Source organism: Gilliamella sp. LMG 34361 (assembly GCF_984569075.1).
On the sequence record NZ_OZ474903.1, the window covers coordinates 1,802,614 to 1,816,734 of the forward strand.

The window sequence follows — 14,121 nt, forward strand, 5'->3', positions numbered from 1 at the left end:
CAAAATATCTAAATTTTATTATTGTTGAAGCAACGATTGTGGGTTGCTTCTGTTGCTATTATGGTAAAAAGTGGTGTTTAAGTTACATTAATGGAACTATCTGAATTTGAGATTAAACTATTCAAACATATATCATAACCAGTAAGGGTATTATAAGGAACATAAGATGGCTTTAGAAGCAGGTGGCTATGCTGAAAAATTAGGTAATAGATATGAAGCTAATTGGGTTGCCCGCCAATTACTCCATCTACTTGAAGAAAAGATCACATGGATTGTCGTCGAACCTATTGGTGATGATGAAGTTGGTGTTGATGTAATAATTGGAATCGATCAAGATCATACAGAGCATCATCAATGTAAGGTTGGTGTAGGTAATAATGAGTATTGGACATTATCTCAACTCAATGAATCCAAAATTTTTCGCAATGCGCTATTTCAAATTGAACGAAATATTGAAAAACAGATAGTTACCGAGTTTCATCTTGTATCCCCCTTATCCAGTAAAAAAATGAGTGATCTCAGCGATAGTGCACTTTATAGCAACATGAACCCTAATGATTTTATGGAATACCAAATTAAGGTTAGCCAACAACGCGAAAAAGATTTTACTGCTATTTGTAATTATTTAGGATTAAATATTGCTGACCCATCAGATATAAAAAGAGCCATTTACTTTCTTCAAAAATTCAAAGTTACCCCCTATATTATTAATCGTTATACCCAAAGTGAGCTTGAAGATAAGGCTTCTGCATTATTTTCAGATGAGCCAGTAAAACTATTAAGTTTCCTTAAAAATTATCCAGTAGAGTTTAAGAAACTAAGGAAGAAAATAACATTATCAGAGTTATTGACCGATTTAAAAACAAGCGGTTTTGAACAAAGAATTGTACCCGATGACCACAGAATATCGACTGTACTAGATAAGCTTTCCACAGAGTTTGAAGAGTCAATTAAACCGTTTCTCATTTCCAATACATTAATTCGGCGGAATGAACTAAACGCTATTATTAATTCAATTCAAGATAACGCAGTAACCTTAATTAAAGCCGAGGCAGGAACAGGAAAAAGTGCTTTACTTTTGGAGTTGCATAACCATTTAAAAGCCAACAATATAATTTCGGTTCCTATTAGATTAGATAGAAGACATCCTCAAGATAATTCAAAAGAATTTGGAAGGTCTTTAGGGTTTCCTTATTCTCCTGTACATAGTTTAGTTAAATTTACATCACAACAAAAAGTCGTATTTATTCTTGATCAACTCGATGCCATAAGATGGACTGCATCACATTCAAGTAATGCATTAGATATTTGCAGAGAAATAGTTCGGCAAATTATTAGGTTAAAAAAAGAAGGGAAAGATATCTGTATTGTTCTCGCATCAAGAGAATTTGACTTAAATGAAGATATTGCCTTATCCAGTTGGCTACAAAGCATTAACGATGATCGTTTAGATATCACACTATCTTCTTTAGATGAAAACACAATAATCCCTTTAGTTTCACCATATGAAGCTTATTCTTCTTTAGCAAAGGAAAAAAAAGAGATACTTAAAATTCCTTTATGGTTAGGTATCTACTTATCTATTGCACAACGTACCCAAACAGCTCCTCAATTTAATAATAAATTAGAACTAGTAAGGACGTTCTGGGAAGATAGACTAAAACAAATTACCGATTGTAAGGTAACAGAGCAAGAGGCAACCGTTTTTATTGATCACATTGTGACATTGATGATTAATCACTCACAATTATCAATTTCTGAAAGTGCACTACAAATAGGGACCAAAAAACAGCTAGAGGCACTAATTTCTGTTGGGGTACTCAGTAAACAAAACCAAAGAATCAGCTTTCGGCATCAAGCTTTATTTGATTATATAGTGGGCACCAAACTTTTTAAAGCAGGAAGTGAATCCCCAGAAAGACTCTTATTTGAAATTGGTCCTTATGAAACACAAACCTTAGCCAAAAGAGAGCATCTTAAATATGCGCTAAATATACTATTGGATTCGGGGCAAGATCTCTTTTGTAACTGCGTTGAGGCAATCTTATTCAATGATAATATTAGATTCCATCTAAAATACTTAGTTTTAAACTCAATTAAAGAAATCAAAGATATTAAAAAACCAGCAAAATCACTCATTGATAAAATCATTGAGTCTCCGGCGCTTTGTAAAAAGTTCTTAATGATAAGTTGTTACTCAAATAGTGCTATTATCCATTACTTAACTGAAAATCAGTATATTTCAAAATGGCTACACAGTAGCGATGATAACCTAATTAATCTAGCTATTAGATTACTCAGATCCATAGTGACAAATGAATCAGAATTAATTATCAAAGAGCTATCTCACTTCGTTGGTCAATCAGAACAATGGAATCAAAGGGTATATTCTGCACTACCTAGGGAAATTGAAGATGATACAGATGATATTTTTGAACTTCGAAAGAGATTACTCAATTTAGGTGGTACGGCAGATTATATCAATTGGGGGGCACTTAGCAAAACCCATCCATTACGAGCACTATCTTTAATTGAATTAATATTAGAGCACTATAGAAACGTTATCTGTGAATCTCCATACTCATCAAGTAAAAAAAACATTAACCAGATAACTAGTCGTGATGGTTGGACTGATGATGAACTCAAACAAATTACACAATTAACAATAGCGATACCCACAGAAACTATTAAGCTTTTGTTAAAATATATAGACAGTGTTTTTAACTCTGAACAAGATAAATACGCTACTCATGAATGGTTTTATCGATATCGGCATAGCAACTATCATGATGTAAGTAGTATTCGAAATGGGCTATTTACCCTCATTGAGTTGGCAGGCCAACAGCTAGAAGCCGATCCAGACATATTGTTAAGCATGATTGCACCTTATATGAAAAAATCAAATGCCGTAATAACTCATTTGGTTGCAACACTTTTATTAAATTTATCAAATCAACATGCCGATCAGGTTATTAACTGGCTATTGGCTGCTCCTAAAACACGTTTAGCCTGTGGCAATAAGTATATTGAACCTGCTTGGATTTTATCAGGAAAACTCATTACTAAATTCTCCCCACATTGTTCAGATGCATTATTTTGGCAACTGGAGAAAATAATTTATTTTTTCCCATCCTCAATAGATATCGAACAAATAAAGATAGAATTAAAAGCGAGAAGAGTTAACTTATATTATAGTTATTGGGGGGAACTCCAATATTTTTTATTGCCGACCTTGGATCAGCAGCGCATATCGTGTAAATCAAAAAATTTAATTCCAGTACTAGAGCGCAAATTTAGTTCATATTCTAACTCTGATTTCTATCAGGCGGATAACAGTTTTGGAGGGTTTGTCGTCTCGCCCTTACGTGGAAAAAATAAACTCTCTAATAAAGCATGGCGCAAGTTAATATTAACACCAGCATCTGCATTTACCCCCCATAAGTTAACTCAAATAGATAATGATACTGTTTCCGAAGCAGATATTAAGCAATTTGCTCGTGATTTGCAGTTGCGTGTAAAAAACGAGCCAATTCGTTTTGCTCAATTAGCGCTTTCACTCCCTCAGAACATTCATACAGAATATATTGATGCTTTCTTCTATGGCTTAGCAGAATCTAATGACATCCCAGCTAGTGATAATTATAAGGAGCAAAGGGAAACTTGTCCTACGGAATTAATAGAGCAAGTGATTCTTCATTTTAATAATGAGGCTTGCGAATATTCGTTAGCTAGCTTATTAGCAAGCAGAGCTGATAGCTGGTCTAAGCAGATCATTGATAGATTAATAAACCTCGCAAAATATTCAACTAATCCTGAATCAAATCAATTAACTGTTTGGGACCCCCAAAAGGGGAAGTCAACAGATTGTGCAGATGCTCAATCATTGCTAGATACAACGATTAATAGTATTCGAGGCAAAGCTTATCGAGGCATTTCTAACATTTTTTGGCGTAACCAGACATTTGCATTGGAAAACCTTGAACTAGTCGATTGTGCAATTAATGATGAACACCCTTCCGTTAAAATGGCTGCCTTTTTTCTTTTAACACCACTACTTAATTATCAAAATGATTATGCGCATGAAAAATTTATTGAATTGTGTCATAAAGATTTACGTATGACGTGTGGAAATAATACTTATCATTTTTTTAATCAAGGTTTTGAAGGAAAACATCAACAGCAATATATAGCTTTAACCCTATCAATGCTAGCGTCAACCAACGATGAAATAAAAAAACAAGCCGCAATACAAATATACGCACGTTGGTTTTTTAATGGTTTATTTGAGGAACAACTTAACGCGGTGCTTCAAGGTGATAATATTCTAAAAGAGGGGTGCGTATCTGTTATTAGTCAGTTTCTTCGTGAGGATAAATATAACGATAAGATAGATAAAATAGAACATGCCTATCAGTTATTAATCAATGATGATAATGATGAAATACTAAGAAAACTAGCAATATGTCTTAGACACGAAAACTATTGGTTAAAACCTAACGCGGATAAATTATTCAGCCTATTTATCACGTCAAAGGCGGCTTTGCAATGTTTAAACATGCTATTTGGTTCATTGAAAGAATATCCTGGAAATTTATCCAATTTTAGTGTTCCTATTTTACAATTAGTAGAAAATATTACGGGTAATTACAATAAAAATAATCAACCATCAGGAATAGATCTTGAAGAATCAAGTCTGCTTGCTGTTCTTCAAAGACTTTATGATGAAGCCACAGAGGATATGGATAAAGAGGCTATCAATACCTGCTTAGATATATGGGATAAATTACTACAATCTGATATTTATTCAGCTATGATAGCAATAGATCAATTAGATGGCGGTCTACTTAGTTAAAGGTGAATCAATCCTATTTATGAGTTGATTATATCCACCTTTATGAAGCAGTTCTTCTTCAAAGTCACATGATGCTACTATTTGATATTGTTCAGTCCACAAGTATGTTAATAATTGTTCAATGAATGCCTTATATTGCAATTCTTTTGCTTCATCAATAAGATCTAGCTCAATAAAATAGGGATAGAATAAAAATCCATCAGGAAAATCTTGAGCATTGGTTTCATTAAATTCTTTATTGTATTGTATATCAATAGTAAAAATATCATTTTCAGCAGATAAAAATTTGTCAAAACTAATATTCCCAAAAGAACTAATTTTTTGCGATAGCGCCTCAATTGTAATAGGAGCATTGAGAAATATTTTACAATAATAATTATTCATAATATGTATTCGCTTATTTTATTGGTATATAGGGAGGATTATTGAATTCCCCTCCATTTAATATGATGGAAATGTCAACATCCATATCTAGCATATTTTGTATTTCTTTACGCATACCACTTAATTTTGCCTCACCTGCCTGAATTTTACCAGTTTCACTAGCATGTAACATTGTTGTTTTTTTGCTGAACCTGGATTTAGCTTTCCAAAATACTGTTTAATTAATTCATCAAATTTATCTTTGTTCACTCTAATATCAATGTCAGAGCTCGACTTTGCTGTTCCTCCCGCTCGACTTGCTTGAATAAAAATATCATCGCTTATATGATTTAATCTACTCTTTAATAAATTGCTGAGATCTGTAAATTGTTTCTTTGTTAGTCCTTGTGGGATCTTTAGTCCTTTTGTCGCTTTAGGAATGATCACATGCCTCTGCTTTTGAGTATTATTAGACAGTTTATCAATATAGATTTTGATATCTCTCATTAACGAAGGTTTTTGCCCTGCTGGGGTGAGATATTTAATCGAGACAATATTGCGTGTAGCTGACGGTAATTTACTTAGGAACAGCGTTTTACTACCTAGTGCAAAATCAACCAATCCATAAGTAATGCCTTCATAGCCTTTAGGCACCAATCCAGACCAAGCAATCACATCTTCCCCGAGCTTTGTGACTTCTTTATCGGTTAACATTCGACTTATGCCCGCTTCAATATTATCACTACCAATAAATCCTAAGGCAATGGCAACATCAGTACCTGCCCCGAACGTTCCCCATTCAATGGTGCCAGCAACGCCTAAGGTTAATATGCCTCCCGCAACTTGCGCAGCACCTAAAATCTGATTTTTATATTTTATAAAGGTCGATTTAATTTCATCACCGTAAAGATAACCCGATATGCCACCAATTAGCATACCCGTTAGACCTGAGTGGCAGCCTGTCGTTATACCTTGAATGGCGTTGCTGAGATGATGTTGTTCAATATCACTAAAGTATTCATCAATAAATGCCACATCAACTCAAATTATTCGAAAAATACATGATCTAGATAGCATATTTTTTAGGCTAAATTTTATTGGGTGACTCAGGTTTATTTTGTTTTATATAGGAAAGTAGAACTGTCTAATTTTTTGTAAAACAAATTTTTTCCGAACTTTTACTTATGTTATTGGATGTTAAATTGGAGTTGGAAACGAGACTCGATTATATATATAACTTGCTGTTATTAATGAATATTATTTATGCTATATAATTTGGTGTACTAGCAAGCGTACGAAATTTATAACGCTGTGAAACAATAACAGATACAAAGTAAAAAACAATATCTCAGTTAAGTCTATCTTTTAAGATTTTCAAATTAATACCATAAAGTAACTATTGTTATAATCTTTAAAACAGGTAGAATTTAAACAAATTAGCTATTTTAGCTAGATGTGGAGAGATTAAATGTCAACTAAAATTCTAACTGCTTATGAGGTGAAAAACCGATTTGGTGAGGCTTTGCTTAGCGTATAAGCTGCATCCATTAGGGCGATTGTCGATATGATGAAGAAGGTAATTTTGAATGATTAGGTTTTCTAAATTGAATAAATATTATGGCGGTTTGATGGTTGGAGTTTTGGCATTGACCGTATTGAGTAGTTGTCAGGCATTTAACAAGGATATTCGAAGGATTACATTACCATCAAAAGAGCAGCAGTCGGTGACTTCGTTAATTTCAAACTCCCCCACACGCTGTATTGGTACTTATTTAATCGAACTGCCCGTTGAATTTAAAGCTTATAAAGAGGGGATCTTTTATTACAAAAGTAGTGGTGATATTACCATTACTACCAAACAGCAGTATTTACCACCGTTTAAACAGATGATTGCCCTGCGCAAGCAGGATCTAGAAAATACTAAGCCTCTTGACCAAATCTATGGCAAATATCTAAAACAGGTATATAAAGTACAGACAAATAATCCTGATAAAATGCAAGGTATTATTTTTGAACGAATGATAGATCCAGATCTGAATGATGTTCTTAGAGTTTTAGAAGGTTATCGTTGGCAAGATGACGTGACTTTACAAATTGAGATGAAAGCACGTAATGGCTCTGGGGAATTATATGCTAAAGATAGGATAAAAGATCCAGAATCTTATGCGAATAATGTCTCTCAAAAATTAATTGAGCTACGTAAACTTTTTGACCGGATTAAGCCGCGCGATGATTTGACTATCCCAACCACGCCAGGTTTTTGTATGTTTAACAGTTTTATGCAGGGGGAGGATCGCGAATGGAAAGATATGAATTATGGTTATCGGCACGATAATAGTAATGACTATTTTTCATTCTATTTTGAATTTAATGATTTTGCCGATGACTATGCATTACTTGATAAACCCGAAGCTTATTTTACACAAGGTAGCGGACATACCATCTATAAAGGAACCCGTGAAAGCCATGGTTTGAAATTGGAAGAGTGGGTTGTCAAAGGTAAGTATTTTGAAGAGCCCCAAGGCGTTAATAATAATTATACAGACTATATATTTACTTTAGGTATTCATATTACCAATCCAACCTATAAAACGCCACGATTACGCATAGAAATGACCTATAGAATTCCTGAAGACAAAACACAAGGATATACTGAAGAGCAATTGATGGTCATTTGGCGTGAAATCACCAACAGTATTCGAATACGCGAAAGTGCTTTTGAATCGAAGTAAACGTATTATTTGGAAAATAGCCTTAATTTATTAAGGCGTTTTCTAGTAAAACTTGTTTGCGTGGTTCAAGATAATGATATATTCACTTCCTTTGCTGTGCTAACGGACAATATATTAATAAAAAAATTAAGGTGTATATTTAGTACAGCTTTATACATTATGAATTGGAGCGGGAAAAGATGGTCAATGTAATTCTTGGCTGTGCTTAAAATGTCATTATTAAACATCAAAACTTATCAATTTATGGGTTATAGAGCCATCAACCGAACTAAACTTTACAGCACATGAAGTTTTCAATTAAAATCAAAATAGTAAAAATAAACCGATAAATAAAAATAAGTCAAGTAAATGGAATAAATATGTCTGAATTTGAACAGAAACGCCGCCAAAAATTATTGGATGAAGATTTTTATCCATTTGTTCAAGAAAGATTTGAATGGGAGATAACGGAGTTTAAAAAAACAATACAAGCTATTGAAGATCCTTATCTGGAACCAATGATAGATCTGTATTATCAACAATTATGCCTTGATTATACAGCAGGTAAACCGATTACTGATTTATTACCAACGATGGAGAAAATAATAAATTATACCGAGAATACAGTTGATCACGTTAAACGATATAATCTCGCTCATCCAGGTGATAGGGCTGACATTACAATTTTAACCGAGTACTTTCAGACTGAAAAATTATCAAATTTATTAGGTTTATGTATTTTATTTGGACGGCAAGACTGGTTGGAAACGATTGTTAAAGCGGTCGATTTAGATTATGAAAATCGAGAAAAAGCATTAGATAGTCTGATTGCTATGAAAATTCCTAATTACCCGATTACTGAAGAAAAAACTCCGCGATCACTCAGCTTTCGAAATCCTCTTTATAAAGCGATTCATGCAGAAAAACCTAAAGATACCTTAAAATTCTTAGATGAATATTTACGCCGTTGGTACGATGGATTACGTAAAGCAGGTAATGTTTACATTGATAGCCATTTAATACAACAAGGTGATTCACGAGAATGTTGTACATTTCATGGTTACTGGTGTTTTGAAGCGGCAGCCGTTACATATTTAAAAAATATTGATGATAGTACATTACATCGTTTTATGTATTATCCAAAAGATATGGTTGAATATGCACGGCAGCAATCTTCATGAGCGATTAAAACGTATAGTCTAAACGGATATAAGACTACCTAAGCCCATCAGACTATGAAACTGGATACGTATCATGGTACTGGTGTTGGACAGAAATTTTTTTGATGCAGGAGGTAATTCTGAATGATTAGGTTTACTAAATTGAATACACTTCATGGCGGTTTGATGGTTGGAGTTTTGGCATTGACCGTATTGAGTAGTTGTCAGGCATTTAACAAGGATATTCGAAGGATTACATTACCATCAAAAGAGCAGCAGTCGGTGACTTCGTTAATTTCAAACTCCCCCACACGCTGTATTGGTACTTATTTAATCGAACTGCCCGTTGAATTTAAAGCTTATAAAGAGGGGATCTTTTATTACAAAAGTAGTGGTGATATTACCATTACTACCAAACAGCAGTATTTAGCACCATTTAAACAGATGATTGCCCTGCGCAAGCAGGATCTTGGAAATACTAAGCCTCTTGACCAAATCTATGGCAAATATCTAAAACAGGTATATAAAGTACAGACAAATAATCCAGATAAAATGCAAGGTATTATTTTTGAACGAATGGTAAAACCAGGAATGCGTGATGTACTTAGAGTTTTAGAAGGTTATCGCTGGCAAGATGAAGTGACCTTACAAATTGAGATGAAAGCACGTAATGGCTCAGGGGAGTTATATGCTAAAGATAGGATAAAAGATCCAGAATCTTATGCGAATAATGTCCCTCAAAAATTAATTGAGCTACGTAAACTTTTTGACCGGATTAAGCCGCGCGATGACTTGACTATCCCAACCACACCAGGTTTTTGTATGTTTAACAGTTTTATGCAGGGGGAGGATCGCGAATGGAAAGATATGAATTATGGTTATCGGCACGATAATAGTAATGACTATTTTTCATTCTATTTTGAATTTAATGATTTTGCCGATGACTATGCATTACTTGATAAACCCGAAGCTTATTTTACACAAGGTAGTGGACATACCATCTATAAAGGAACCCGTGAAAGCCATGGTTTGAAATTGGAAGAGTGGGTTGTCAAAGGCAAATATTTTGAAGAGCCCCAAGGCGTTGATAATAATTATACAGACTATATATTTACTTTAGGTATTCATATTACCGATCCAACCTATAAAACGCCACGATTACGCGTAGAAATGACCTATAGAGTTCCCGAAGACAAAACACAAGGATATACTGAAGAGCAATTGATGGTCATTTGGCGTGAAATCACCAACACTATTCGAATACGCGAGAGTGCTTTTGAATCGAAGTAAACGTATTATTTGGAAAATAGCCTTAATTTATTAAGGCGTTTTCTAATAAAACTTGTTTGCGTGGTTCAAGATAATGATATATTCACTTCCTTTGCTGTGCTAACGGACATATATTAATAAAAAATATTAAGATGTATATTTAGTACAGTTTTATACATTATGAATTGGAGCGGGAAACGAGGTTCGAACTCGCGACCTCAACCTTGGCAAGGTTGCGCTCTACCAACTGAGCTATTCCCGCATGATAAGTGTTTTAAATGGTGCCCGGGGCGAGACTTGAACTCGCACGGCCAAAAAGGCCGAGGGATTTTAAATCCCTTGTGTCTACCGATTTCACCACCCGGGCTAAAAACTGAGTTCCGAAAGGTAACTGCGTTTTGGATGCTGTGCATTTTACCGATCTTATCATTTCAGTCAATAAAAATTTCAAATTAATCGTCTGATTGCTCAATGTTTGACTGATTAGTCGTTAAATTAGGCTATTTTGTCTATTCTTACAAAATTATTTAGCTAACTTGATTATTAAGAGATTACACGGATAATATCTGCGATATTTCATAAATATGTTTAATCTTCGTCTAATAAATCACTTTGCGCGATCCAAAGATATTGCAACATAGATAATAAAGTTAAGACAGTTGCAATAAGTAGGGCAGCCAGACCTGCATATATAACCAGATTGCAAGGACGCCAAAGTAACCAAGTTAACGCTGTCATTTGGGCAATGGTTTTAATTTTACCAATTGAAGATACCGCAACATTATTGCGTTTGCCGATTTCAGCCATCCACTCTCTTAATGCAGAAATAATGATTTCTCGAGAAACGATGATGATAGCCGGAATAGAAATCCACCACGCTTGATAATACTGAGTGATGAGTACCAATGCGATCGTCACCATTATTTTATCGGCGACAGGATCTAAAAAGGCGCCAAATTTGGTGGTTTGACCTAATCGACGGGCGAGGTAACCATCAAAAACATCTGTAACTGCGGCAATTAAGAATAATAATGCCGAAAAAAAGCCAGACCATTCATGAGGAAATAAATAGAATGCCAACACAAAAAAAGGAATAAGTATTACTCGAAATAATGTTAAGAATGTAGGTAAATTAATTTTCATGTGACATTGGCTCATATTGTTTTATTAATCAAATGGTTAGCGATAATTAAAAAAACAGGGTTTTCTTATTGTTTATGTTGCCTGAAAAATGTTAATTTTTCAATGTGTTATTGCTTTAAATTTAGATAAATTTTTTCAGCTAAAGATTTTGAAATACCTTGTACTTGGGCTATTTCATCTATACTAGCATTTTTTAACTCTCTAAGCCCACCAAAATGCTTAAGTAATGCTTGTCGTCTTTTGCCACCTACGCCTTCAATATGCTCTAAAGCGCTGTCAGTTAACTGTTTAACACCTTTTTTACGTTGGCCTACTATTGCATGATCGTGTGATGCATTACGGATCTGTTGAATTAGTAGTAGAGCAGGGGAGTGATAATCTAAATAATAACCTTTACCATGTGCTTCAAAAAAGAGCGTTTCTAATCCTTCCTTACGTTCAGCACCTTTGGCGACGCCAATTAAAATAGGGTGATTTTTATCCCAGTTTACTTTTAAATTATCAAAAACCTTTAATGCTTGATTAAGCTGGCCTTTGCCTCCATCAATAAAGATAATATCAGGCACTTTATCCTCAGAAAGATCTTTCTTACTATAACGGCGAGTTAGAACCTGTTCCATTGCTGCATAATCATCACCCGGTGTAATACCTGTAATATTATAGCGACGAAACTCAGATTTAACAGGGCCTTTATCATCAAAAACTACACAAGAGGCAATGGTGTTTTTTCCCATAAAATGGCTGATGTCAAAACATTCCATTCTATTGATTTTATCAATACCTAAAAAGGCTTTTAATGCATCATATCTTTGTTTAATGGTTGAGTTTTGGAGTAATTTATTTTTAACTTCAGTTTGCGCATTAACTGTCGCGATATTTAGCAATTTTAGATTATCACCTTTAGGCTCATCGACTAACTTAACTTGATGCTCAGCAACAATTGATAAAGTGTCTTCCATTGCTTGTTTATCGGACAACGAAAAATTCAGAAGAATTTTCTTTGGGATATTCCTATTTTGATTACCTTGTAGATAAAATTGTCCTAAAAATGTCTCAATAACTTCTTCAAGTTCAGTATTAGATGGCACTTTCGGGAAATAAGAACGATGCCCGAATGTTTGACCATTTCGAATAAAGAGCACATAAATGCAAGCTAAACCAAGTTCATAGTGGAAGCCGATCACATCTAAATTATCATTATTATTGTAAATCGCCTGTTTTTCATTAATATGTTTAATTGCTTGTAACTGATCACGTAGTGCAGCCGCTTTTTCAAAATTAAGTTCACTACTGGCTTTTTGCATATCTGTAGTAATTTTTTGCAAAATCTGGTCTGATTGTCCTGAAAGAAACAACCTAACGTAATTAACTTGTTCATTATAATCTTCATCACTGACTAAACCCGGTACACAAGGACCTAAACAGCGTTTAATTTGGTACTGCAAACAAGGACGTGTTCGATTACGATAAGTACTATTAAGACATTGCCTTATCGGAAAGGTTTTTTGTAATAATGCAAGAATTTGTTTAACTGCATAGCCACTCGGGTAAGGGCCAAAAAACTCATCTTTTTTACGATTAACTGCTCCGCGGTATAAAGATAATTGTGGATGGCGTTCTTTACTTAATTTAATAAACGGATAGCTTTTGTCATCTTTAAGTAAAACATTATATCGTGGTTGATATTTTTTGATATAAGTCTGTTCAAGCAAAAGAGCTTCGGTTTCGGTATTGGTGATGGTAAATTCTACTCGATGAATATGACTCACCAATCGATCGGTTTTGATGGTTTTTTTACTACTATTAAAGTAACTTTTTAAACGATTATTGAGATCTTTCGCTTTTCCCACATAAATGATGGTATCTTTATCATTAAACATTTGATAGATACCTGGTTTATGTGGGACGGTTTTTAAGAAAGATACAGAATCAAATTGGTTCATATTAATTTTCAAAGGTGAGGGCTTTTTTCTCTATTATCCTCATAATGGTGCTTAAAATACCATTTATCAAGAGGTAGATGAGCCCAGCAACAACAAAAATTGAGAAATCATAGTATTCACCATTTAGTGTATTACTATATCCCATGAGATCCATAACAGGAATCATTGATGCTAGTGCGGTTCCCTTAACCACGAAGACAACTTCATTAGAGTAAGTAGATAGTGCACGTTTTAATGCATATGGCATTACAATTTTGAGTGTTTGTCTTTTATTCATGCCTAATGCACTACATGCTTGCCATTGTCCTTGTGGAACAGCTTTTAAAGCACCATAGAAAATTTGAGTAGTGTAAGCTGCACTATTAAGCGTTAATGCTAAATAAGCGCAAAACCATGGCGATGAAATAAATTCATAAAAAGCGGGTACTTTACTTAAAATTTCGCCAAATTGTGAAGGTCCATAATAGATTAAAAAAAGTTGTACCAATAAAGGTGAACCAGTAAAAATAACAATATAACCACGTATCGTTTTAGTTAAAAACTTTGAATTTAAAGATAAAAGGCAAGAAAAAACGATAGCTAAAAAACCAGCTGATAATATGCCAGCGATACTTAAACTTAAAGTATCAGGTAGACCTTGAAGAATGATTTTTAGATAGTAAATAAAATTATCAGACATA

The 14,121-nt window shown here is 34.1% G+C and carries 9 protein-coding genes and 2 tRNA genes; 4 read left to right on the plus strand and 7 right to left on the minus strand.

Translation table 11 applies throughout. From position 1 onward, the window contains the following. Positions 1–166: 166 nt before the first annotated feature. Positions 167–4,852: an NACHT domain-containing protein gene (locus tag AC5LXI_RS08645; RefSeq protein WP_493441970.1), complete on the plus strand. Its 4,686-nt coding sequence runs from the start codon at positions 167–169 to the stop codon at positions 4,850–4,852. On the opposite strand, the gene AC5LXI_RS08650 is transcribed toward AC5LXI_RS08645, so the two are convergent. Then, positions 4,841–5,236 carry a hypothetical protein gene (locus AC5LXI_RS08650; protein WP_493441971.1) on the minus strand — a complete coding sequence of 132 codons (396 nt, stop codon included), beginning with the start codon at positions 5,234–5,236 and terminating at the stop codon, positions 4,841–4,843. The two genes, AC5LXI_RS08645 and AC5LXI_RS08650, sit on opposite strands and share 12 nt — an antisense overlap. Before the next feature lie 120 nt (positions 5,237–5,356). Further along, positions 5,357–6,250, minus strand: coding sequence for a hypothetical protein (locus AC5LXI_RS08655; protein ID WP_493441972.1), 894 nt, complete (start codon positions 6,248–6,250; stop codon positions 5,357–5,359). 551 nt (positions 6,251–6,801) lie between these two features. Between AC5LXI_RS08655 and AC5LXI_RS08660 the strand changes: the two genes are divergently transcribed. The 3 genes from AC5LXI_RS08660 (at position 6,802) to AC5LXI_RS08670 (ending at position 10,376) form a co-directional block, all read left to right on the plus strand. Continuing rightward, positions 6,802–7,947 carry a T6SS immunity protein Tli4 family protein gene (locus AC5LXI_RS08660; protein WP_493441973.1) on the plus strand — a complete coding sequence of 382 codons (1,146 nt, stop codon included), beginning with the start codon at positions 6,802–6,804 and terminating at the stop codon, positions 7,945–7,947. A gap of 359 nt (positions 7,948–8,306) precedes the next feature. Then, entirely contained in the window at positions 8,307–9,107 is an 801-nt protein-coding gene (locus tag AC5LXI_RS08665) for a PoNe immunity protein domain-containing protein (protein WP_493441974.1), read from the plus strand. Positions 9,108–9,248: 141 nt separating this feature from the next. Continuing rightward, positions 9,249–10,376, plus strand: a complete 1,128-nt coding sequence (locus AC5LXI_RS08670) for a T6SS immunity protein Tli4 family protein (protein ID WP_493441975.1) — start codon at positions 9,249–9,251, stop codon at positions 10,374–10,376. A 165-nt stretch (positions 10,377–10,541) separates the two neighbouring features. Here the strand turns inward: AC5LXI_RS08670 and AC5LXI_RS08675 are convergent. From AC5LXI_RS08675 to artM, 5 genes are all read right to left on the minus strand, one after another. Then, positions 10,542–10,617, minus strand: a tRNA-Gly gene (locus AC5LXI_RS08675). Positions 10,618–10,634: 17 nt separating this feature from the next. After that, positions 10,635–10,722: transfer RNA gene (locus AC5LXI_RS08680), tRNA-Leu, on the minus strand. 221 nt (positions 10,723–10,943) lie between these two features. Then, positions 10,944–11,498 (minus strand): CDP-diacylglycerol--glycerol-3-phosphate 3-phosphatidyltransferase, encoded by a 555-nt coding sequence (gene pgsA / locus AC5LXI_RS08685; RefSeq protein ID WP_493441976.1) that lies wholly within the window; start codon positions 11,496–11,498, stop codon positions 10,944–10,946. 107 nt (positions 11,499–11,605) lie between these two features. Continuing rightward, a complete protein-coding gene (gene uvrC, locus AC5LXI_RS08690; protein WP_493441977.1) occupies positions 11,606–13,441 on the minus strand; it encodes an excinuclease ABC subunit UvrC in 1,836 nt (611 codons plus the stop codon). A gap of 1 nt (position 13,442) precedes the next feature. After that, positions 13,443–14,120, minus strand: coding sequence for an arginine ABC transporter permease ArtM (gene artM / locus AC5LXI_RS08695; protein ID WP_086354161.1), 678 nt, complete (start codon positions 14,118–14,120; stop codon positions 13,443–13,445). Position 14,121 lies beyond the last annotated feature (1 nt).